Below are 20,667 nucleotides of genomic sequence, written 5' to 3' on the forward strand. Positions count from 1 at the left end.
GGCCACGCGGGAACCCCGGCATCCAACTGCGAGGAGGCGGCCGGGGCTTCGCTGCCGGGGTTCAGACGAGGTGGGCGAAGACCACCAGGTTCTCCGTGTAGTCCATGGCCGAGCGGTCGTAGGCACCCGCACAGGTGATGAGCCGGACCTCGGGTCGGGAGGTGTCGGCGTACACACGCTCGTCAGGGAAGTCGTCCTTCTTGAAGGTCTCCGCACTGTCGACGGCGAAGGAGGCCTTGCGCCCGTCGGCCCGTACGACGTGGAAGACATCGCCCTTCTTCAGTTCGCCGAGACCCGCGAACACGGCCGGGGACGTCCGGGTGTCCACGTGCCCGGCGATGATCGACGTGCCCGCCTCGCCGGGGGAGGCTCCCTCGGCGTACCAGCCGACGAGGTTGACGTTGTCGGCAGGCGGGGCTTCGAGCTGTCCCTTGGGGTCGAGGGCGAGAGGCATGAAGGGGGCGTCGACCGAGATCTTCGGGATGAGCAGACGCGTCGGCTGCGAGCGCGGCAGCTCCTTCCCCGCCTTCTCCGCCCGGGGCGGGTCCTTCTCCGCCTGCGGCTCGACGGGCGGGGCCTGCTGGGCGGACGGCGGATGCAGGGAGCTCTGGGAGGTGCCGGAGGACGACTCCCTGCCGCCGTACAGGACGGCTGCCAGGATCATGAGGGCCGCGGCGCACACCATGGTCAGGCTCGTACGGCATCGGTGCCCGGCCGGGGCGTCGCCTCCGGAAGGGGAGTTGTCGACAGAGGGAGGAGAGGGAGGAGAGGGGCGAGAGGCCGGATACGGGGGATAGGGGGGACGGGGAGGGACAGGGGGAGCTGCCATCGGGACCACCTCGCTAGGACGCGGCAGCGGGGGAGGGGGCTCGCGGAGGGCTAAGCGGGTCCAGCAAAGTCCGGTGCTGTACCGCGCCCCTAAGGAGGCCGCAGGCCTCTTAGGGGCGCGGGGAACTGCGCGACCAGCCACAACGAACCCGCAGACGAATCACGCACCCCCCGCGGAGCGGCTGGGCCGCCGGGCCGCCACACGGCGTGCGCGTGGCGGCTGCGGCGGCGGCTGTGTCGTACGGCGTGGGTCAGGTGGCGTGGGTCAGGCCGCGCTTGCGCCGGTCTTCTTGCGGCGCGCCGCGTACAGGCCGGCGCCGGCGACGGCCAGGACGGCCAGCCCGCCCGCGGTCACCGTCGGTTCGGCGAGCCCGCCGCCGCCGGTGTGCACTCCGCCATGGGGCTTCTCGTACTCGCCCTTGCCGTACTCGCCCTTGCCGTGCTCACCCTTCCAGGACTCCTCCTTGCCGTACTCGCCCTTCCAGGACTCCTCCTTGCCGTATCCCTTGCCCCCGTGCTCCTTGTAGCTTCCCGAGCGGTCCTCGCTGCCTGGCTCGGCGACGTCGGTCAGCGCGCCACCGCCGGTGTGCACGCCGCCCTGCGGCCACTCGTGCTTGCCGTGCTTGCCTTCCTTGTGGTGCTCCTTGCCGTAGTCCTTGCCGTAGGAGGAAGAGTTCTCGCCCTTGGAGGAAGAGTCCTGTTGGCTCCCGTCACCCGCGTAGGCGCCGGGAGCGCCGAGAGCGAGGACGGCCGAAGCCGCCGCGGTGGCCAGGAGCAATCGAGCAGAGCGCATCTGACGATCCTTCCGCCGTGGCCGGGCAGCTGGCACTTCGTCAGCTGAGTGACCCGACCTCGATGTGAACCACCGTCAGTCAGGTCTCCGCTCCCCACCACTCGGGGCGCTCAGCCGGGTGACGCCGCACCGATCAGCTCAGTGCCAGGACCGTGCCCAGGACTTGACGCAGCGTCAATTCCGCATCGAGGACCGGACCTGACGATCGCCAGGCGACGAACCCGTCGGGCCGTACGAGTACGGCGCCTGCACGTGTCGTGCCATGGCGCTCCGCCCAGTCCACGTCGCCCTCGGGCGTCAGCTCGCTGTCGGGTCCGGTGCCCAGCCTGTACGAGGTGAGAGGGACGGGCAACTGCTCGGCAAGGCGGAGGGCCGCCTTGTGCCATTCGCTCGCGTCGTCGGCGTCGCTGAGCAGAACCATGGACCGTTCGTAGAGGTCCAGGGTGGAGACGCGTCGGCCCTGGTGCCGTACCCACAGGTGGGGTGCGCGGCTGCCTGGCTCCCCCATCAGGGTGAGTTTCTCCGGGACGACCGGGACCGTGGGATCGGCGCCGACGACAGCGCCGTGCGGATAGCGGTGGCCGAGGACCATGTTGAGGATGCCGCTCCGCGGCCCACCCCCGGCGCCGGGCGGCGGGGCGAAGCCGGGGTGGCTGTGCTCGGCAGACCGGGCCGCCGCGCGGGCGCTGGTCACCTCCGCCACCGGACGGCGCTCGGAGTCGTAGGTGTCCAGCAGTGCTTCCCCTGCCCAGCCGCCGAATACCGCGGCCAGTTTCCAGGCGAGGTTGTGGGCGTCCTGGATACCGGTGTTGGAGCCGAAGGCTCCGGTGGGGGACATCTCATGCGCCGAGTCGCCGGCCAGGAAGACCCGTCCCGACCGGTAGCCGCGAGCCACGCGCTGGGCGGCGTGCCAGGGCGCCTTGCCGGTGATCCGGACGTCGAGGCCCGCGTCCCCGACCGCGCGGCGGATGTGGTCGGCACAGCGCTCGTCGGTGAAATCCTCGAGCGTTTCGCCGAGTTCGGGGTGCCAGGGGGCGTGAAAGACCCAGTTCCTGTGGTTGTCCACCGGCAGCAGGGCGCCGTCGGCGTCCGGGCTGGTCAGGTAGCAGACGATGAAGCGTCGGTCGCCCACCACCTCGGCGAGGCGCTCGGAACGGAAGGTCACGCTGATGTTGTGGAACAGGTCGCCGGGGCCGCTCTGGCCGATGCCGAGCTGTTCCCGTACGGGGCTGCGGGGGCCGTCGGCGGCGACGAGGTAGTCCGCGCGGATCGTGGTGTGTTCGCCCGTCTGCCGGCTCTTGACCACCGCGCTGACGCCGGTGGAGTCGGTGTCGAACGACATCAGTTCGGTGGAGTAGCGCAGGTCGCCGCCGAGTGAGGCGGCATGGTCGAGCAGGACCGGCTCCAGGTCGTCCTGGCTGCACAGGCACCAGGAACTCGGGCTGAAGCGGGCCAGCCCGCCGCCCGGGTCGATCTCCTTGAACAGCCACTCGCCCGTGTCGCCGACCAGAGTGGGCGTCTGCAGGATGCCGTGGTTGTCGGCGAGGGTGGCCGCAGCCTCACGGATGGCCGGCTCCACGCCGGCCACCCGGAACAGCTCCATCGTACGGACGTTGTTGCCACGGCCACGGGGGTGGATGGACGTGCCGGCATGGCGCTCCACCAGCGTGTGCCGCACCCCCAGTCGGCCGAGGAACAGCGAGGTCGACAGGCCGACCAGGGAACCGCCGACAATGAGGACCGGGACCTCGTGGACCGTCGGATCTGCTCGATCGGCTCTTGCGTTCATCATTCGCCTCCAGGATGTCGCGTCTGTCCCGGCTCATCCACATACGGCCGGGATCTCCATGCATGCCCCGCGAGGCGGACGGCGGCTCACGCTTCACCCACGTAAACCGCTTCTCGGCAATCCCCGAATGCCGCAAAGCATGGATAAGTGCTGCTCGGCCGGATACTCGTGCGGGATGGTACGGACGTTGAAACGGCATGGAAGGCACGGCGGGCACGGTGTGGCCGACCGGAAGGCCGAGACCGTGCGGGCGCCGGAGGCACCGGAGGCCGGGCCGGACGAACAGGTGGAGCGGCAGGCGCCGGACACTCCGACGGACCTGCCCAAGCGCTCCTGGGGAGCGGTACTGAAAGGCACCTTCAAGGAGTTCAAGAAGGACGAGCTGACCGACCGGGCCGCGGCGCTGACGTACTACGGGATTCTGGCGCTGTTCCCGGCGCTGCTGGCGTTGATCTCGCTGGTCGGGATCGCCGGAGCGTCGGCGACGCGGCAGGTGCTGGACAACATCCAGAACCTCGCCCCGGGAGCGGCGCGGGACATTCTGAGCAACGCGGTGCGGCAGTTGCAGGGCAACGCCGGCATCGGCTCGGTCATGGCGATCGTGGGTCTGGTGCTCGCGGTGTGGTCGGCCTCCGGCTATGTCGCCGGGTTCATCAGGAGCGCGAACGCGGTCTACGACGTCCCCGAGGGCCGGCCGGTGTGGAAGGTACTGCCGGTGCGGGTCGGAGTGACCGTGGTGCTGATGATCATGGCTGTGGCCAGTGCGCTGATCGTCGTGTTCACCGGCGCTCTGGCCCGGCAGGTCGGCACCACGCTGGGGGTCGGTGACACGGCACTGACGGTGTGGTCGTACGCGAAGTGGCCGGTACTGCTGTTCCTGGTCACGGTCATGATCGCGATCCTGTACTGGGCGACGCCGAACGCGCGGGTCCGCGGCTTCCGCTGGATCACGCCGGGGAGTTTCCTGGCGCTGGTGGTCTGGATGATCGCCTCGGCGGGGTTCGCGCTGTACGTGGCGAACTTCGGCTCGTACAACAAGACCTACGGCACGCTCGCCGGCGTGATCATTTTCCTGGTGTGGCTGTGGATCGCGAACCTGGCGATCCTGCTCGGCCTGGAGTTCGACGCGGAGCTGTCCCGGCAGCGCGCCGTCGCGGGCGGCTACCCGGCCGAGAAGGAGCCGTATGTGCAGCCGCGCGACACCCGGAAGTGGGACGAGGAGGACCGCCGCCGTCTTGAATCCTGAGGCCGAGACCACCGTCGTCATGCTCGCCCCCGGCCGGGAGTGCCGGGACCTGCTCGTCGTCCCTCCGGACACGACCGAGAAGGCCGTGGAACCGCTCATGGCAGCGGCGGCGGGCGGTCACGTCTGATTCGACGGGCCGGCGTGGCGCGTCAGCGCGCTGATTTGATCCGGCGACGGGTAGGACCCTGGGCAGGACCCGAGGTGAGGAGGGATGAGATGCGAGGGATTCCTCGCTGGGCCGCCCAGGCGATCGGCCTGCTCGCCACGCTGGCGGTGCTGCTGTGGCTGGCGACCCTGCTCGTGGAGAACTTCTGAGGCGGCCGCCCCGCACCGTTGTATCGGGCGGGGCGGCTAGTCAGAGTCTCGTGATGTCAGAGTCTCGTGATGACTGAGAACTCCACCCCGAAGGGGTCCGTGATGGTGGCGCTCCGGCCGTAAGGGGTGTCCTCGGGGGCGTCGGCGGTGGCGCCCGCCGTGATGGCGCGCCGCACCACCGCGTCCGTGTCGGCCACCTCGAACGTGGTGGCCCAGGCGGACTTGGGGGCGGTCGGGAAACCGAAGATGCCGCCGATCTCGTGGCCGTCCCTGCGGCGCAGGAAGGTGAAGTCGAGGTCCGGGAGGGTCTCGTTGAGGTCCAGGGTGTAGTCGAAGACGGCCGTGTAGAAAGCTCGGGCGGGTTCGGGGTCCGGGGTGACCAGGTCGTTCCGTACGAGCGAGCCGGGCTCGTTCACGACCTCGCAGCCGAGGTGCGCCCGCCCCTCCCAGAGACCGAAGCGGGCGCCGACCGGGTCCTCGGCGATGACCGTGCGGCCCTGATCCCCGACGTCCGTCGGAGCCTTGAGCAGGGAACCACCCGCCTCGACGATGCGCTTGGCGGTGCCGGCGCAGTCCGCGGTGGCGAAGTACATGTTCCAGCCGAAGCCCGTGGTGGCCGGGGCCTGCGCGATGGCCGCGACGGGCCGGCCGTGCAGCAGGCATACCGTGCCGAGGCCGGTCTCCGCGGCCCTCCCGTCGTACTCCCAGCCGAAGAGCGCACCGTAGAACTCCAGCGCGCGCTCCCGGTCGGGCACCCGGAGGTCGATCCACGTGGGCGTACCGTCCGGCTGGATGCTGCTGACGTAGCTCATCATGCGCTCCCTGATGTCGGACAACCGAGAATCTGCCTCTGACAGTAGGAGCCGTCTAGGCCAATACCTGTCCTATACGAAGCGACATCTCAAGGTGTCTCAGGCCAGTCGCAGATCGATCCAGCCCGCGTACCGGGTGAACGTGTCCTGGCGGTCGCCGAGCTGTCTTTGCCCGACTCCCGTCACCCCCACGTGGTTTCACGCTGCTCATGTCACATCGATGGAACCCAAAAGCAACACGTGAAGCTCTGCCCCGACCTGCGGGGCGGTCCTATAATCCATCTCTACGCGCGTCGGGGGGCGGGCGGAGCTGGGAGTGGGGATGAGGGCTGTGCGTCGCAGGGACGGAGCCGCAGAGGCGGTGGCGTCCGCGCCGAGGCTCATCGTCGGGGTGGACGCCCGTAGCGCGGACTCGGGCTCCGACGCGGACACCGCCCACGCGAGGTCGCCGAACCGGCCTGAGCGCAGGCCGATGCACCGAGCCCGCCGCCGCGCACAGACGGCCGACTTCCACTTCCTCATCACCATGGTCCGCTGAGAGGCACCGTGATCCGCAACAGATTCCGTAAGCCCACTGTCAACGCCGCAGATGCCACGCAGGCAGGCGTCCCCAAGTTGATCCACATCATCTGGATCGGCGAGAAGGACTTCCCCTACCAGGACAACTTCCGCACATGGAAGAAGCACAACCCCGACTACCAGATCCAGCTCTGGACCGACAAGAACCTCCCCGTACTGCACAACCAGTGGATCTACGACGCCCTGGCCGACCAGCCGCTTGCCCTACGGGCCGACCTTCTCCGCCTCGAACTCCTCGCCCAATACGGCGGCATCTACACCGACGCCGACTCCTGGTGCACCCAGCCCATCGATCCCCTGATCGACGGCCTGCCCCTGTTCGGCATGACCGGCAACAAGGGCAACGTCCAGAACGCCACCCTCGGCACCGTCCGGGACCACCCCGCCTACCGCCTGATGGTCGAAGGCGCCGGAGCGCGCTATCTCCGCCTGGCCTACCAAAAGCGCAACACGACCGAGAAGTACGAGGTCTTCGACATCTTCGGCACCCGCTACATCACCCCCGTACTGCGTTCCTTCCCTGACTTCACCCAGATCGACCGAGGTGCGGTCAAGGGAAGCCGCCGCCTGATAGTCGTCGAGGGCCTGGACAAGATCAACGAGGCATACATCGTCCACGCCAACGCCACCACGTGGAAAAAGCCGGACAGCGACAACCGGCTCACACTCACACCGGCCTGCCCCGAAAGGCAGTCAGGCTGAGTCTCCGTAGCGGGTGGCAACCGCGGCGGCGCGGTTGCGCAGGGAGGTGCGCAACGACTGCGGGGCCAGGGCTTCCGCGTCCGTGCTGAGCTGCCACAGCGCCCATTCGGCGTGGCGTGCATCCTGGAAGGTCACCTCCAGCCGCAGCCAGCCGTCTGCGTCGGGTTCCTCGGCGCGGACCGCCAGCGCGGTGTCCAGCAGGTCCTCCCGCCGCGCCGGGTTCACCCGTACCCGCACGGTGATGTGGCCGTCGGAGAGAAACCGCGCGGAGCGTTCCCGCCAGATCCGGTCCAGATCGACCCGGTTCGGTCGCTGTGCCGGTTCGGGGAGTTCCTCGGCGGCCAGCACCCGCGACAGCCGGTAGGTGCGGTCCGCGCCGGATCGCGTGGCCAGCAAGTAGCCCCGGTCTCGTACGGTGACCAGGCCGATCGGGTCCACCGTGCGCCACTGTGGTGTCTGGTCCGTGGCCGCGTAGTGGATGCGCAGCTTGTGTCCGGCGAGCACCGCGCGCCGGACCTCGATCATTGTGGTGTCGGGTACTTCCTCAGTGACCAGCCGGCGGGAGAGCAGGTCGGTCTCCGGGTCGACGAGAAATCGCTGGGCCGCGTCGCTCGCGGTGGCCCGGTGGCCTTCGGGCAGCGCGTCGACCACCTTGCGCATGGCCGAAGCGAGCGCCGAGCCGAGGCCGAACACCAGCTCGCCGCGCCCCGATCCGGCGGTCAGCAGGGCAAGGGCCTCGTCGTGGTTCAGACCGGTGAGCTCGGTCCGGAAACCGGGCGACAACGCGAAACCGCCGTGCCGGCCGCGTTCGGCGTAGACCGGGACGCCGGCCGCGGACAGCGCCTCGATGTCGCGCAGCACGGTGCGGGTGGATACCTCCAGCTCCCGGGCCAGCGTGTCCGCGGTCAGCCGACCGCGCTGACGCAGCAGCAGCACCAGTGAGACCAACCGGTCGGCGCGCATGCGAGAACTTTATCGAAATACATGACCAAGGATGTCGTGATTTGTTGCGAGGCTTACCGACGCGACGCCAAGGGCGGTGGCTACCGAGCCTTTGGACGTACGTACTCCCCATGAATCGCATGAATCGAATGGAGCTGACGTGGCAGTGGAACGAACGGCGGTCAACCCGGTGACGTGGTCGGTGGAGATGGGATTCAACCAAGGGGAGGTCGTCTCCGGGCAGACCCGGACCCTGTACATCTCGGGGCAGACCGCGATGAGCGGCGACGGCAAGCCCCAGCATGACGGTGACATGGCGGCGCAGTTGGCGCTGAGCATCGACAACCTGCAGGCCGTGCTCGCCGAGGCCGGCATGTCTCTCGCCAACCTCGTCCGGCTCAACGTCTACACGACCGACGTCGATCTGCTTTTCCAGCACTACGGCGTACTGGCGGCGCGGTTGGGCGCCGCCGCGGTGGCGCCGACCACCACGATGCTCGGGGTGACGCGGCTGGCGATCCCCACCCTGATGGTCGAGCTCGAGGGGACCGCCGTCGCGTGAGGCGACCTCGCCCACGGCCTTGCCTTCGGCGATCTCGTCCAGCGGCGAGTTCGGGCTGACGGTGCCGGGACGCGCCTTGATCCGGGACAGCAGATCCTGCAGAAGGTGCGGGAGCCGGCGGCTTTACGCGTGTTCACCAGCTGATTCCGGCCGCCACCGGCAGGTGGTCGCTGCCGGTGGCGGGCAACACCCACGAGCTCTCCGGCTCCACGCCGCGGACCAGGATCTGGTCGATCCGCGCCACCGGGAAGGACGCCGGCCAGGTGAAGCCGAAGCCGTCCCCGGCCGCGTTCTGGGCCGAGCGCAGCTGTGAGGTGAGGCCGGCGAACGCGCGGTCGTCCATGGTGCCGTTCAGGTCGCCGAGCAGCACCACCCGCTCGTTCTGCTCGGCGGCGAGGGCCTCGCCGAGCGCCTGCGCGTTGCGGTCCCGCGAGTCCGTCCAGAAGCCCGCCCTGGGATTCACCCGTACCGACCCCAGATGGGCCACGTACACCGCCAGCGGCCCCTGGTCCGTGGCCACCGTGGTGCGCAGCGCCCGGTTGTAGGCCATCTTGACCTCGGCCGGCTTCGTGTCCCCCAGCGGCCCGACGTCCTGCTTGATGTCGACCGGCTGGGTGTCCGACAGCGGCAGCTTGCTCCACAGCCCGACCGTGCCCTGCACCGTGTGGTACGGGTACGCCTTCGCCAGCTCCTTCTCGTACGTGCCCCTGGCCTGCTCGGTCAGCTCCTGCAGGGCCAGCACGTCCGCGCCGGAGGCGGCCAGGTCGCGGGCGGTGCCGGCCGGGTCGGGGTTGTCGGCGCCGACGTTGTGGCCGGCCACCGTGAGGTCGCCGCCCGGCTGGGACTTGTCGCCGAGCACCCCGCCGAAGAGGTGCAGCCACACCATGACCGGCAGCAGCAGCGCGACCACCGCGGAGGCGGAGCGGCGCCACAGCGCCCCGGCAAGCAGCACCGGGATGCACAGGCCGAACCACGGCAGGAAGGTCTCCACCAGGCTGCCGAGGCCCCCGATCCGGTTAGGCATCTTCGCGTGCAGCAGCATGAACAGGCCCAGCAGCAGCGCCAGCGCCGCGAGCACCGGGCCGCGCTTCCAGGGCCCCGGCCGGGAGCCGATGCGGATCGCCCGGCGGATGCCCGCGCGCCAGGTACCGGAGCCGGTGTCCCGGCGGCCGGCGCCGCCGTGTCCGGTCTCCTCCGTGTCCTCCGTGTCCGCCTGCGCCATCGTCGATCCTCGCTCACTGCCGGTCACTGCTGCATCCTCGGGTCCTGGGTGGGGTCGGCATACATGCGCGGGCAACCACGATCGATCGCGGTGGTGCGCAGTTCGTAGTGCCAGGGTTCGTTCCGGTAGATCTGGCACAGTCCGTACTCGGCACCATGTTCGGACAGCCACGCCGTCGCATCCGAGCGTCCGATGTCGACCGCGTCCCCCGACACGTGAGGAGACGTCGCCGCGGTGGCCACCCATCGGGCGGCCTCGTCTTCGGACCCGTACTTGGAGACCGCCTCACGAAGAAGCTGATTCTGGTGCTCCGGGGAACGCCAGCCGCTGTTGACGTAGAACTCGACTCCGTCGTCCGCGGCAGCCGTCGCAGCCTGACGGAGGGCCTTGAGCAGCCCTGGATCGAGGTGGGCCACAGCCGGAACCGCGTCATCGAAGACCGTCACGTCGTCGGGGACGGCACCGTCAGCCTCGCCCAGCGCACCACGGCGCTCACTGTGAGGAGCCTTCGGGGGTGGTGCGGCCGTGGAAGGAGGGGGTGATGCTGCCAGGGAAGACGCGGGTGGTGTGGTCGAGGAGGGCGAGGAATTCTGCGACTGACAGCCGAGGGCTGCGGTGATCCCTGCTACGACGACTGTCAGGCCGACGACAAGGAGCCGGCGAATCCGGCGGCTCGTTGTTCGTGCTGATGGTGGGATTCCAGTCATGCCGCCAGTCAAGGCAGCGCGGTGTTGCCGGCCCGTATGCGGTTTTCGATACGCCGGCGATATGTGACGGCTCGTAGCCTCAATGACATGCGTGTGTTGATCGTCGAGGACGAGCCCTATCTGGCAGAAGCCATCCGCGATGGCCTACGCCTGGAAGCGATCGCCGCAGACATCGCAGGTGACGGCGACACCGCTCTGGAACTGCTGAGCACCAACGCCTACGACACCGCCGTCCTCGACCGGGACATCCCCGGCCCCTCCGGCGACGAGATCGCCAAACGCATCGTCACCTCCGGCAGCGGCATGCCGATTCTCATGCTCACCGCTGCCGACCGGCTCGACGACAAGGCCACCGGGTTCGAACTCGGCGCCGACGACTACCTCACCAAACCGTTCGAGCTCCGGGAGCTCGTCATGCGGCTCAGGGCGCTCGACCGCAGGCGCGCCCACAACAGACCGCCCGTACGAGAGATCGCAGGCCTGCGCCTGGATCCGTTCCGCCGCGAGGTCTACCGCGACGGCCGCTACGTCGCGCTGACCCGTAAGCAGTTCGCCGTGCTCGAAGTTCTCGTCGCCGCCGAAGGCGGTGTCGTCAGCGCCGAAGAACTACTGGAACGGGCCTGGGACGAGAACGCCGACCCGTTCACCAACGCCGTGCGGATCACCGTCTCGGCGCTGCGCAAACGCCTCGGCGAACCCTGGATCATCGCCACCGTGCCAGGCGTCGGCTACCGCATGGACACAGCACCCGGCACCGGACGTGAGGGACGAGACCGTGGATAGGCAGCCTGGTTTGAGTGTTCGGGTCAAACTCACCCTCAGCTACGCCGGGTTCCTCATGCTGGCCGGTGCCCTGCTGATGGCGGCGGTGTGGGTGTTTCTCCTGCGTTATGTCCCCGACCGTGCGCTGCTCACCAACGCCGAGGACATCCCCACTGGTGTTTTTCCCGTCCGGTCCGAACTCCTGCGAATCTTCGCTCCGAGAGCAGCCGCAGTGATGGCCCTCCTGCTGGTCTTCGGCCTCGTGGGAGGGTGGTTCCTCGCCGGTCGCATGCTCGCCCCACTGACCCGCATCACACACGCCACCCGCCTGGCCACGAAGGGATCGCTCTCCCACCGAATCCGGCTACCGGGCCGCAAGGACGAGTTCCGCGAACTCGCCGACGCCTTCGACACCATGCTCGTGCAGCTCGAAGCACACGTCGCCGAACAGCAGAGATTCGCAGCCAACGCCTCCCACGAGTTGCGCACCCCGCTCGCGGTCTCGAAGACACTCCTCGACGTGGCCCGCACCGATCCGAACCACGACACCGGCGAAGTCATCGACCGCCTCCACGCCATCAACACCCGGGCGATCGACCTAACTGAAGCATTGCTCCTGCTCAGCCGCGCCAACCAGCGGTCCTTCACCCGAGAACACGTCGACCTGTCCCTCATAGCGGAAGAAGCCACCGAAACACTCTTCCCCCTCGCGGAAAAGCATGAGGTCACCCTCGAGACCTCCGGCGACATCACCCCCACAATCGGATCACAAGCGCTCCTGCTGCAGCTGACCATGAACCTCGTGCAGAACGCGATCGTCCACAACCTGCCTGAACAGGGCACCGTGTGGGTGAATACCAGCGTCCGCCCCAAGACGGCGGTGCTCACTGTCGAAAACACCGGCGAGAACATCTCCCCACGGCTGGTCTCGACACTCACCGAGCCATTCCAGCGCAGCAGCGAGCGCATACACACCGACCACGCAGGCGTCGGCCTCGGCCTGGCAATCGTCAAAACCATCACCCAGGCACACGACGGAACACTCACCCTCACCCCGCGCTCTGCCGGCGGGATCCGCATCACCGTGGAACTACCCGCGACAGCCCCGCACACCGACAGGTGAAGAATCTCTACCGGAAGCAGCTCCGTCCGGTGATCACAGAGGGGCCGACGTCGCGCCATCCCCACGACGCCACGGCGCGACGAAGACTCCCGCCACGCCGACCGCGCGACGAAGACTCCCGCCACGCCGACTGCGCCCGCGCCCGCGCCCGCGCCGAGCACAGCGGGACCGCTCCAGCCGGTGTGCGGGCCGAGGGTGAAGGCGGTGTTGAGGCCGAACACGACCACGGTGACCGCCACCGCCTCGGTCACATCGAACCCCCGTGCCCCGTCGGCTTGTTGGGTTCGGGGAGCGGGCAGCCGGTGCGCCATCGCGATCACGAAGAGGCAGAGCGGGACGTTCGGCCTGAGGGCGCGGGCATCAAAAGCCTCCGGGAGCGTGCGGTCGGGCCGGAAAGGAGGAAAGCGGGGGCGGGGCCAGACATCGTCGTGGCCCCGCCGTACCGTCCTGTGGACTCCCGTCGTCACCAGGGCATGGGGCCGTCATCGTTGAGGAACGCGCCGGTGGGGCCCTCGTCGCCGACAGTGGCGAGCTCGACGGCGACGGCGGCGCCCTGCTGGGCCGTGCGGTAGCCCCTGTTGCCGGTGAAGTCCGTCGCGCAGTACCCCGGCGACACCGAGTTGACCTTGATCCCGTCGTCGGCGAGGTCCTTGGCGTACATGATGGTGATGGCGTTGAGCGCGGCCTTCGAGGAGCCGTAGCCGAGCAGTTGGGCGCCCATGGGCGGGGCGTCCGGGTCGGACAGCAGGCCGAGTGAGCCGAGGCCCGTTGACAGGTTCACCACTCGGGCGGCGGCCGAGCGGCGGAGCAGCGGCAGCATCGCGTGGATGACGGCCACCACGCCGATCACGTTGGTCTCCATCGTGCGGCGCACCTCCTCCGCGGTGATCTCGTGCGGCGGGCGTTGCCCCTCGACGCTGATGCCGGCGTTGTTCACCAGGACGTCGAGTCGGCCGAACTCCTCCTCCACGTACTTGGCGGCCGCCCGCACCGTCTCGTCGACGGTGACGTCGAGCGGCAGGTAGCGGATGTCGGCCTCCTCGGCGGCCAGTTCGGCGGCCGACGTCCGGCCCCGCGCCTCGTCCCGGGCGCCTGCCAGGACGACGTAGCCCAGTCGTCCCAGGCCCCGGGCGATCTCCCGGCCGATTCCCTTGTTGGCGCCGGTGACGAGGGCGACCTTCGTGTCGGCGGCGTTCGGCTGCGTGGCCATGGGTGCTGCCTCCGGTGGTGTCGGGTCTGCCTGCGTGACCGAGTCCACCAGCTCCGGGGGCCGAGTTGAAATACCCGTCGGATCCGTTTCCATATCCACAGGGTATGAATCGGTCGGGAATCATCTGCTGGGAACGGCTTTTCCCTGCCTTTGCCCTTGCATTCATATGCAATGGAGATAAAACCGTATCGTGGAGGGGTGAGTGACATCGAGGCACGGGAGCTGCGCTACTTCGTCGCGGTCGCCGAGGAGCTGAACTTCAGCCGCGCGGCGGATCGGCTCGGCATCGCCCAACCGCCGTTGTCCAAGGCGGTGCGCCGACTGGAGGAGAAGCTCGGGGTGCGGCTGCTGGAGCGCACTACGCGCAGAGTCGCCCTCACCCCCGCCGGCACGGTCCTGCTGCGGCACGGCCAGAGCGCACTGGAGGCGATCAGCGCGGCCGCGCAGCGGGCCGTGCGGGCGGGCATGGAGCAGATCGAACTCGTCGTCGCGGTGAAGGCGGGCTCCGGCGTCGACCTGCTCAAACGGATCCTCGGGGTGTACCGCGAAGGCACCGGCGTCCCCCCGGCCAAGGTCGTGGTGAGTGGCTGGGGCGGCCCCGCCGCGCTGCTGCGCAACGGGAAAGCGGACACCGCCCTGATCCGGACGCCCTTCGACGGCCGGGGCCTGGAACTGGAGCCGCTCAGCACCGAACCCCGCTACGCCGTACTGGCCGCGGACCATCCCCTGGCCTCCCGCACCCGGTTGCGCCGGGCCGACCTGGCGGACGACCCCAAACCCTGCTGGGCGGGCGCCGATCCGGTGACCAACGCCTACTGGCACGGCCTCGACCCGGAGTCGCTGGCCACCGAGTGGCCCGATCTGTCGGACCCGGCCACCGCGCCCGAGGGGCCGCAGGTGCAGGACATCACGCAGCTGCTGGAGGTGGTGGCGCTCGGCCAGGCGGTGGCCTTCCTGCCCGCCTCCCTCACCGAGCGCTACAGCCGTTCCGACGTCGTGTACCGCCCGGTGAGCGACCTCAGCCCGAGCACGGTGGCCGTGGCCTGGCCCGCGGGATCCCGGGACCGGGCGGTGGCCGCGTTCGTACGGTCGGCGCTCGCCGTGGTCTCGGCCGAACCGGAGCGGCGGCTGAGCCGGGTCCTGTGACTCCGTTGCCTCGGCGGTCAGTCGGGTCGTCGTGGCTGACGTACCGCGAGCGGACCAGCCAGCCCTCGCCCTGCGGCACCAGGACGTCCTCGCACCGGGTGCTGAGGTGGATCGTCGCGGGGCCGCCGCGCAGCGTCGAGATGATCAGCGCGTAGCAGCGGGCCGCCACCGTGCCGTCCTCCCGTGGGATCACGGACACCATGCCGAGCCAGTGCCGGCGGATCACACCCTGCTGCACGTCACACCCTGATGCACGCAGGCCGCGACCGCCCGCGCCGTGTTCGCGCGGATGGTCTCCCGGCCGACCGAGGGCCGGGGCCGGCTGTTGCTGTCGAAGACCGCGTCCGGGGTGAAGGTCTCGGCCCAGGCGTCGACCTCACCGGCGTCGAGGAGCTGCATCTGATCGGCGTAGAACTGCTGGACCCGGTGGTAGTGCTGTGACCGGGAAGGTTCGCCGGGTTGGTGGTTGGGGCGGTTGGATGGGCGGTGACGTCGGTTCCGACCGCTGGAGGTGTGGTGGCTGAGCCTGTGCGGGTGCGCAGACTGACCGATCAGGAAGGGCAGAAGCTGCAGCAGATCGTGCGCCGGGGAAGTACCAGCTCGGTGCGCTACCGGCGGGCGATGATGTTGCTGGCGTCCGCCGGCGGAAACCGCGTCCCGGTGATCGCCCAGCTGGTCCAGGCCGACGAGGACACCGTCCGGCATGTGATCCACCGGTTCAACGAGGTCGGCCTGGCCTGTCTGGACCCTCGATGGGCGGGAGGCCGTCCCCGCCTGCTCACCCCTGACGACGAGGACTTCGTCGTCCAGACGGCCACCACCCGCCCCAACAAACTCGGCCAGCCCTTCACCCACTGGTCGATCCGCGAACTCGCCGCCTACCTGCGCCGAGTCCACGGACGCATCATCCGCATCGGCCGGGAAGCCTTACGGTGCCTGCTGTCGCGCCGCGGCATCACCTTCCAGCGCACCAAGACCTGGAAGGAGTCCCCAGATCCCGACCGCGACGCCAAACTCGACCGGATCGAGCAGGTGCTGGGGCGCTTCCCTGACCGGGTGTTCGCCTTCGACGAGTTCGGGCCGCTGGGGATCCGGCCCACCGCGGGCTCTTGCTGGGCGAAACAGGGCAAGCCCGACCGGCTGCCGGCGACCTACCGCCGCACCCACGGCGTCACCTACTTCCACGGCTGCTACTCCGTCGGCGACGACCGTCTGTGGGGCGTCAACCGCCGCCGCAAAGGCACCGCCAACACCCTGGCGGCGCTGAAGTCGATCCGCGCCGCCCGACCCGACGGCGCCCCGATCTACATCATCTTGGACAACCTCTCCGCCCACACCGGCGCGGACATCCGCCGCTGGGCGAAGAAGAACAAGGTCGAGCTGTGCTTCACCCCCACCTGCGCCTCCTGGGCCAACCCGATCGAGGCCCACTTCGGACCGCTGCGGCAGTTCACCCTGGCCAACTCCCGCCATCGCAGCCATCGCAGCCATCCCGCGCAGACCCGGGCCCTGCACCGCTACCTGCGCTGGCGCAACGCCAACGCCCGCCACCCCGACGTACTCGCCGCACAACGCCGAGAGCGTGCCCGCATCCGCAGCGAGAAAGGCATCCGCTGGGGCGGACGTGCCAGATGCCCGGCGGTGTGAAGGATCGACAACCGGCACAGCCCACTCCCACAACACGGACCGCGAGGAGCTCTGCATGGACCATCAGGACGTCGACGCCGCCGTGGCAGAGATGCTGCGAGTGCTTGGCCCCCATACCGCCGAGGACTGGACGGTGCCGGCGGGGCCGCTCGAATGGACCTGCTGGCAAACAGCAGCCCACATCGGCCACGACCTGCTGGCCTACGCAGGGCAGCTGGCAGCACAGCCCGCGGACGCCTACCTTCCCATCGACCTGAACGTTCGCCCCACTGCCTCGCCGGTCGAAGTACTCCAGGCCGTCACCGCCTGCGGCGGACTGCTCAGCAGCGCCCTGGCCACAGCCAACCCGACCCTGCGGGCCTGGCACTGGGGCCCGTGCGACCCCGAAGGGTTCGCGGCGATGGGCGTCGCCGAAACCCTGCTGCACACCTACGACATCACGCAGGGACTGTCCGTGAACTGGCTGCCACCAGCACCGCTGAGCGCAGCAGTACTCAACCGGCTCTTCCCGGCCGCCCCGCCCGGAGACCCCACCCAGGTACTCCTCTGGTGCACCGGCCGCGGAGAACTCGACGGCCTCCCTCGCCAAACATCATGGAGGTGGGAAGCAGCACGATCGGACTGATCGAGCTGACCCCGGCGAACGTTCCCGGTCACAGCACTAGGCGTCTGTTCGGTGCCCGCTTTCCACGGGCTCGACCGAATGAGGATCGCCGGACGTCGCGTCACGTCGGCTGTGCCCACCTTAGCCATGCCATTGATGCCAGCTTCCAGCAAGGCTCGCTTGTGGCCCGGAGAGTGAGTCACGTGGTGGAAGTTCGGGAAGCTGTCCAGCGTTGGTGGCTTCGGGTCCTTGCCACTCGCGTAGCGATACACCTGTCCCACACGCAGCTCCCCGCCCGCAGTCGCCTCTTCCCCTAGCCCCGCTGCCGTGACGATCTTCAACGACAGTAGTGGGGGTCACTGACAGAGGGGTGCGTCCAGCAGCGGTCTGGACGTGGTGTGAGCGAGTTGGTGTGGGCGCGTCGAGGCGATGGTCTGGAAGACTCGGGGAGAGATGGGGACGTCTCGGGGTCGGGTCGGGGATGTCACCGGGAGGCCGGCGGCTGCGGAGGGCCGCCGTGGCCGCGCCAGGCGGCGTACAGGCCGGATACGGCGACGGCGATCGTCGCCAGCGACTCCGCTGGCACGCCGCGCAGCACGAGCAGCGTGCCGACGCCGAGTACAGCGAGGAAGACGACGAAATCCTGAATTCGCTTGGTGCGCTGCGGCATGGGTAATTCCCCGTTCATGGTGAGGGCCTGTCCGGCGGATCGCATCTGTGACGATGGACGTCCACCCTCACGGAGGGGCGGGGCGCTGCGGCAGATGCAGCAGTGCTGCCGGACGACCGGCAGCACACTCGGGTACGGGTACGGGCACGAGATACGAGTTCGGGAACGGGGCGGCCGAGCACGATGAGCGAACTGAAGCCGGTCGACGACGGCCTGCCGCCGGAAGTGGTCGCTCTCGCCCAGGCGTTGCGGGATCTCTTCGCGGGCCTGGGTATCTCGACCCGCCGCTACGCGGCCCGTCGCACGTACGACTCCTCCACCGTGTCCCGCTTTCTCGGCGGACGCCGCCTGCCGCCGTGGGAGTTCGTCCTCAACCTCCTGCACGACGTCGCCGAGGAACGGGGCACCGTACCGACCGAGGAAACCATCGGCATGCTCCGCGCGCTGCACACCGCCGCGGTGCAGGCCGGCAACGGCCCGGTCCACAAGGTGCAGTTGCTGGAACGGAAGCTCGCGGAAGCCGATCAGGAGGCACGGCGGGCCACCGTGCGGGAACGCTGGCTGGAGGACACCCTCCAGGATCGCGAACACCGCATCCGTGACCTTCAGATGCGCTTTCGCGAGCTGCAGGCGATGACGGCGTCCCCGCTGACAGAGCCGGTGACCGGTGCCCCGTCCGGTGATGCGGCCGACGAACACGCCCGGCTGAGCGCGGAGATCCGTGAACTGCAGGCAGAGCTGGAACGCGTACGGGCCCTCCACCGGCAGGCGGAGGAGCGCTGCGAGCAGCTAGAGCGCCAGCTCGCCAGCGCGGAGGAGACGGCACAGCGGGAGGGCGAGGCCGCTCTGCTGCCGGAGCTTCTGCCGCCCGTCCCCGACGGGTCCGGTGCGGCCTTCCGCTCCGCTGCCGACGTACGGAACGAGGTCGTGAACACCCCCGGCGCACCACCTCTGAACTCGGTGTACCAGTTCGGGCACGTCCACGGCGACGTCAGTGTCGTTACCGACACCTGGCAGGTGGACGAGGAGTTCGTCGCCTCGGTGAGCGTCCGGTTGTGCGCGGGGGACGAGCACGTGGGCAACGGCCTGCTCTTCGACGCCGAGACGGTGATTACGACGGGCATGCTGCTGGAGCATGCCCTGGGGACGAGCGCATCGGGGCGCGTGATGGAAGTCGTCATCGGTGAGCGCAGGGTCCGGGCCGAGCAGGTCGAGATCTGTGACCTCCCCGGATTCGGATCACATGGTTTGGGGGTTCGCCCGTCCCTCGCGGTGCTGCGCCTGGCCGAGCCCATCGCCTTCCCTGACCAGGTGCTGGTCTTCGACTGGCGTCATACGCCCGGGAGGCAGAGCTTGGTGAGCGCGCATGCCATGCAGGGGCGGTACTCATGCCTCCTCGACGTCAAGGGCCGCTCGGGAGACTGGCTGCGCGTTTCCGGCGAACTCGTCGACGGCCTGTTCGGCGCCCCGGCGTTCTCCAGCACGGGCGCGCTGACGGGCCTGGTCGCGGCCCGTAGCACCGACAAGCGGGCAGGCCTGCTCCTCCCCGTCGCGGCCTTCCGCGCCCTGACCACCATCACCCTGGACGACTAGGGGGGCCGGTCCGCGTCATTTCCTGCCGTGACGATCTTCAACGACAGTAGTGGTGGTCACTGACGGTCTGGGAGAGGAATTCCAAGATCTTCTCCCAGATTTCTCCCAAAGAGGCCCCAAAACGAGTCAGAGCCAACCTGCTCTCAAGAGCAGGTTGGCTCTGACCTGTTACTTCACTGTCGGGGTGGCGGGATTTGAACCCACGACCTCTTCGTCCCGAAGCAACTTGGGCGGGCGGTCGACCTTGGACTGGTGTGCCTCTCACCTGCTGCGATGGTCCATAGGTGTGCGCGGTTGTCCGCCGGTGTGCGCAGGCGTTGTCACGCAGTTAGACACTCACACGGCAGGCGTGGCGGGAGCTTCAGTCGCCCGCGAACCACAAGTAACTGCCTGGGGTGGCCGCGCACTGTTCCAGCATGGACGCGAGGTCGTCGAGTGCGGCGAGCTGATGCTCCTCACCGCACCTTTGCCTGAGACCGTGGATCTCCCGGAGTGCGGCGGCGGACTCCTGCTCGTTCATCAACGTATCCCCGTATGGATCGACGGCAGTGAGCTTCCCGGATACTCCAAGGAGCTGGAGCGAGCCGAGCGCATCAGCTAGAGCGTGTCTCTTTGATGGGTTGGTCAGTTGATCGGATGTGTCTGTCCGATTAGTGATCACCGGTGCGATGTGGGACCGGATCGAGCCGCTGATGCCGGCCGATCCGGCCCGTGGGCGACGGTGGGCTGACCACCGCCGGACCCTTAAGGCTATTGCGTGGAAGTACCGCACCTGCTCACCCTGGCGCGACCTGCCCAGCACTGCGGGTGCGGACGCCGACGATCCCCCCGTGGTGCTGGTCGGTGGCGTGGTGCCGGTCGGCGAGGTAGGCAGCCACCGCCCGGTCCGGGGCGTCGCCGTCAACAGCCCCCGGCGCACGCCCGATCGCCGCCGGCGACGGTGTACGCCGCCACCCGAGCAGGTGACGGCCCACAGCGAGGGCCCGTGAACGGCCCACCCGAGGCCCTCGAACCCCGCTCGGCGAGTTCTCGACGCTCCCCGCACCGCAGACGACCGCCGCAGGCACACGTAGACCGGACCGGCGTCAGTGAGTGCCACCGGCCCCGCCGCGAGCGCGGGTTGGGCACCGAGCCGAACCAGAGGCTCAGGTGAGCGACCTGGTCGGGGTCCGTAATGATCACCAAGCCCGCCCGCACCGCTACCTGCCCCTCACGCCAAAGACCCGTACAACCACGGGACTTGAAGCCGCCTGGTTTCAGCCTGCGAACGTTTCTGCCCGCGAGTTTTGCGCGAGGTATTGACGCTGATCACCGGGACCCTATTATCCAATTGCTCGACATTTCGACCCGTGTTCGCTATGTCGAACATTTCAGGGCCACACCACACCGCCTCCTGACAGCCCCTGACGGGCCAA

23 protein-coding genes and 1 pseudogene are annotated in these 20,667 nt (G+C 69.0%); 12 read left to right on the plus strand and 12 right to left on the minus strand.

The annotated features are described in order from the left end of the window. Nucleotides 1–61: 61 nt before the first annotated feature. From OP79_RS29355 to OP79_RS29365, 3 genes are all read right to left on the minus strand, one after another. Nucleotides 62–685 (minus strand): class F sortase, encoded by a 624-nt coding sequence (locus OP79_RS29355; RefSeq protein WP_033324415.1) that lies wholly within the window; start codon nucleotides 683–685, stop codon nucleotides 62–64. Nucleotides 686–1,093: 408 nt separating this feature from the next. Continuing rightward, nucleotides 1,094–1,621 (minus strand): hypothetical protein, encoded by a 528-nt coding sequence (locus OP79_RS29360; protein WP_033324416.1) that lies wholly within the window; start codon nucleotides 1,619–1,621, stop codon nucleotides 1,094–1,096. Between the two features lie 133 nt (nucleotides 1,622–1,754). Continuing rightward, nucleotides 1,755–3,410, minus strand: coding sequence for an FAD-dependent oxidoreductase (locus OP79_RS29365; protein WP_033324460.1), 1,656 nt, complete (start codon nucleotides 3,408–3,410; stop codon nucleotides 1,755–1,757). Between the two features lie 175 nt (nucleotides 3,411–3,585). On the opposite strand from OP79_RS29365, the gene OP79_RS29370 reads away from it, so the two are divergent. Both OP79_RS29370 and OP79_RS55440 read left to right on the plus strand, forming a co-directional pair. Next, the gene (locus OP79_RS29370) at nucleotides 3,586–4,656 is read left to right on the plus strand and encodes a YihY/virulence factor BrkB family protein (RefSeq protein ID WP_033324417.1); all 1,071 of its coding nucleotides are present in this window, start codon (nucleotides 3,586–3,588) and stop codon (nucleotides 4,654–4,656) included. Continuing rightward, complete coding sequence (locus OP79_RS55440) at nucleotides 4,646–4,783, plus strand: hypothetical protein (RefSeq protein WP_157857381.1); 138 nt, start codon at nucleotides 4,646–4,648, stop codon at nucleotides 4,781–4,783. Before OP79_RS29370 ends, OP79_RS55440 begins: the two co-directional genes overlap by 11 nt. Before the next feature lie 244 nt (nucleotides 4,784–5,027). Here OP79_RS55440 and OP79_RS29380 read toward each other — a convergent pair whose 3' ends face one another. Further along, complete coding sequence (locus tag OP79_RS29380; protein WP_245685491.1) at nucleotides 5,028–5,786, minus strand: VOC family protein; 759 nt, start codon at nucleotides 5,784–5,786, stop codon at nucleotides 5,028–5,030. Between the two features lie 319 nt (nucleotides 5,787–6,105). Between OP79_RS29380 and OP79_RS29385 the strand changes: the two genes are divergently transcribed. After that, nucleotides 6,106–6,321: a hypothetical protein gene (locus tag OP79_RS29385; protein ID WP_157857382.1), complete on the plus strand. Its 216-nt coding sequence runs from the start codon at nucleotides 6,106–6,108 to the stop codon at nucleotides 6,319–6,321. An 8-nt stretch (nucleotides 6,322–6,329) separates the two neighbouring features. After that, entirely contained in the window at nucleotides 6,330–7,064 is a 735-nt protein-coding gene (locus OP79_RS50605) for a glycosyltransferase family 32 protein (RefSeq protein ID WP_051745003.1), read from the plus strand. On the opposite strand, the gene OP79_RS29395 is transcribed toward OP79_RS50605, so the two are convergent. After that, the gene (locus OP79_RS29395; RefSeq protein WP_033324420.1) at nucleotides 7,056–8,027 is read right to left on the minus strand and encodes a helix-turn-helix transcriptional regulator; all 972 of its coding nucleotides are present in this window, start codon (nucleotides 8,025–8,027) and stop codon (nucleotides 7,056–7,058) included. The two genes, OP79_RS50605 and OP79_RS29395, sit on opposite strands and share 9 nt — an antisense overlap. Nucleotides 8,028–8,172: 145 nt before the next feature. Here OP79_RS29395 and OP79_RS29400 point away from each other — a divergent pair, with 145 nt between their 5' ends. After that, a complete protein-coding gene (locus tag OP79_RS29400; protein WP_033324421.1) occupies nucleotides 8,173–8,568 on the plus strand; it encodes a RidA family protein in 396 nt (131 codons plus the stop codon). A 133-nt stretch (nucleotides 8,569–8,701) separates the two neighbouring features. On the opposite strand, the gene OP79_RS29405 is transcribed toward OP79_RS29400, so the two are convergent. Both OP79_RS29405 and OP79_RS29410 read right to left on the minus strand, forming a co-directional pair. Beyond that, nucleotides 8,702–9,790: an endonuclease/exonuclease/phosphatase family protein gene (locus OP79_RS29405; protein ID WP_078492077.1), complete on the minus strand. Its 1,089-nt coding sequence runs from the start codon at nucleotides 9,788–9,790 to the stop codon at nucleotides 8,702–8,704. Between the two features lie 23 nt (nucleotides 9,791–9,813). Next, nucleotides 9,814–10,497, minus strand: coding sequence for a M15 family metallopeptidase (locus OP79_RS29410; protein WP_033324422.1), 684 nt, complete (start codon nucleotides 10,495–10,497; stop codon nucleotides 9,814–9,816). An 87-nt stretch (nucleotides 10,498–10,584) separates the two neighbouring features. Here OP79_RS29410 and OP79_RS29415 point away from each other — a divergent pair, with 87 nt between their 5' ends. Together OP79_RS29415 and OP79_RS29420 are read left to right on the plus strand one after the other, a co-directional pair. Further along, the gene (locus OP79_RS29415; RefSeq protein ID WP_033324424.1) at nucleotides 10,585–11,280 is read left to right on the plus strand and encodes a response regulator transcription factor; all 696 of its coding nucleotides are present in this window, start codon (nucleotides 10,585–10,587) and stop codon (nucleotides 11,278–11,280) included. Between the two features lie 10 nt (nucleotides 11,281–11,290). Then, nucleotides 11,291–12,382 (plus strand): sensor histidine kinase, encoded by a 1,092-nt coding sequence (locus OP79_RS29420; RefSeq protein WP_051745004.1) that lies wholly within the window; start codon nucleotides 11,291–11,293, stop codon nucleotides 12,380–12,382. Nucleotides 12,383–12,845: 463 nt separating this feature from the next. On the opposite strand, the gene OP79_RS29425 is transcribed toward OP79_RS29420, so the two are convergent. Continuing rightward, nucleotides 12,846–13,592, minus strand: coding sequence for an SDR family oxidoreductase (locus OP79_RS29425; protein ID WP_033324425.1), 747 nt, complete (start codon nucleotides 13,590–13,592; stop codon nucleotides 12,846–12,848). Between the two features lie 198 nt (nucleotides 13,593–13,790). On the opposite strand from OP79_RS29425, the gene OP79_RS29430 reads away from it, so the two are divergent. Continuing rightward, nucleotides 13,791–14,738 carry a LysR family transcriptional regulator gene (locus OP79_RS29430; protein ID WP_033324426.1) on the plus strand — a complete coding sequence of 316 codons (948 nt, stop codon included), beginning with the start codon at nucleotides 13,791–13,793 and terminating at the stop codon, nucleotides 14,736–14,738. Nucleotides 14,739–14,960: 222 nt separating this feature from the next. On the opposite strand, the gene OP79_RS56105 is transcribed toward OP79_RS29430, so the two are convergent. After that, nucleotides 14,961–15,137, minus strand: a complete 177-nt coding sequence (locus OP79_RS56105) for a nuclear transport factor 2 family protein (protein WP_169786223.1) — start codon at nucleotides 15,135–15,137, stop codon at nucleotides 14,961–14,963. A gap of 117 nt (nucleotides 15,138–15,254) precedes the next feature. Here OP79_RS56105 and OP79_RS29440 point away from each other — a divergent pair, with 117 nt between their 5' ends. Both OP79_RS29440 and OP79_RS29445 read left to right on the plus strand, forming a co-directional pair. Continuing rightward, nucleotides 15,255–16,385, plus strand: coding sequence for an IS630 family transposase (locus OP79_RS29440; RefSeq protein WP_342669561.1), 1,131 nt, complete (start codon nucleotides 15,255–15,257; stop codon nucleotides 16,383–16,385). Nucleotides 16,386–16,440: 55 nt separating this feature from the next. Further along, a complete protein-coding gene (locus OP79_RS29445; protein WP_033324428.1) occupies nucleotides 16,441–17,010 on the plus strand; it encodes a maleylpyruvate isomerase N-terminal domain-containing protein in 570 nt (189 codons plus the stop codon). Nucleotides 17,011–17,473: 463 nt separating this feature from the next. Here the strand turns inward: OP79_RS29445 and OP79_RS29450 are convergent, their stop codons facing one another. Then, entirely contained in the window at nucleotides 17,474–17,677 is a 204-nt protein-coding gene (locus tag OP79_RS29450) for a hypothetical protein (RefSeq protein WP_245685492.1), read from the minus strand. 165 nt (nucleotides 17,678–17,842) lie between these two features. On the opposite strand from OP79_RS29450, the gene OP79_RS29455 reads away from it, so the two are divergent. Then, entirely contained in the window at nucleotides 17,843–19,252 is a 1,410-nt protein-coding gene (locus OP79_RS29455) for a hypothetical protein (protein ID WP_033324430.1), read from the plus strand. A 361-nt stretch (nucleotides 19,253–19,613) separates the two neighbouring features. Here OP79_RS29455 and OP79_RS56110 read toward each other — a convergent pair whose 3' ends face one another. Continuing rightward, nucleotides 19,614–19,772, minus strand: coding sequence for a hypothetical protein (locus tag OP79_RS56110; RefSeq protein ID WP_169786225.1), 159 nt, complete (start codon nucleotides 19,770–19,772; stop codon nucleotides 19,614–19,616). Between the two features lie 118 nt (nucleotides 19,773–19,890). On the opposite strand from OP79_RS56110, the pseudogene OP79_RS52270 reads away from it, so the two are divergent. Beyond that, nucleotides 19,891–20,064, plus strand: a pseudogene (locus tag OP79_RS52270) (transposase); the annotation flags it as partial. Here OP79_RS52270 and OP79_RS52275 read toward each other — a convergent pair. Continuing rightward, entirely contained in the window at nucleotides 20,029–20,250 is a 222-nt protein-coding gene (locus tag OP79_RS52275; RefSeq protein ID WP_211270886.1) for a hypothetical protein, read from the minus strand. The pseudogene OP79_RS52270 and the gene OP79_RS52275 overlap by 36 nt on opposite strands. Between the last annotated feature and the right edge of the window lie 417 nt (nucleotides 20,251–20,667).

This window comes from Streptomyces yerevanensis (genome assembly GCF_000716805.1).
GTDB classification, from domain to species: domain Bacteria; phylum Actinomycetota; class Actinomycetes; order Streptomycetales; family Streptomycetaceae; genus Streptomyces; species Streptomyces flaveus.